General features: G+C 65.0%; 1 protein-coding gene. It reads right to left on the bottom strand.

Translation table 11 applies throughout. From position 1 onward, the window contains the following. Window positions 1-323 (bottom strand): immunoglobulin-like domain-containing protein (locus Q8X48_RS29915; RefSeq protein WP_407802821.1); only part of this gene is annotated, 323 nt, incomplete at both ends.

Here is a 323-nt window from a genome sequence, read left to right on the forward strand (position 1 = left end):
GCGGTGTAGGTGATGGTGCCGTTCTCGTCCACGCTCGGCGTCGCGGTCAGGGTCACGGTGGTGGTGTCGTTGACGTCGTTGACCGTGGTGGTCACTGGCGTTGTGTTTGGCGACACCAATTCCAGGTTGCCACCCACCGCGTCCTTGATGGATTCAGTGACGGTGGTCGGACCGGTGTAGACGTCGTTGCCGACGCTGACCGGCAGGCTGCCGGAGCTCTGGCCTTCGGCGATGGTGATGACCTTGCCGCTGTCGAGGGTCACGGTGACCGGACCGTTCTGCGCGGTGACCGGTTTGCCCTGGGCATCGGTCAGGGTCGCGGT

Source organism: Pseudomonas sp. QLc11A, from assembly GCF_052112305.1.
GTDB lineage: Bacteria > Pseudomonadota > Gammaproteobacteria > Pseudomonadales > Pseudomonadaceae > Aquipseudomonas > Aquipseudomonas laurylsulfatiphila.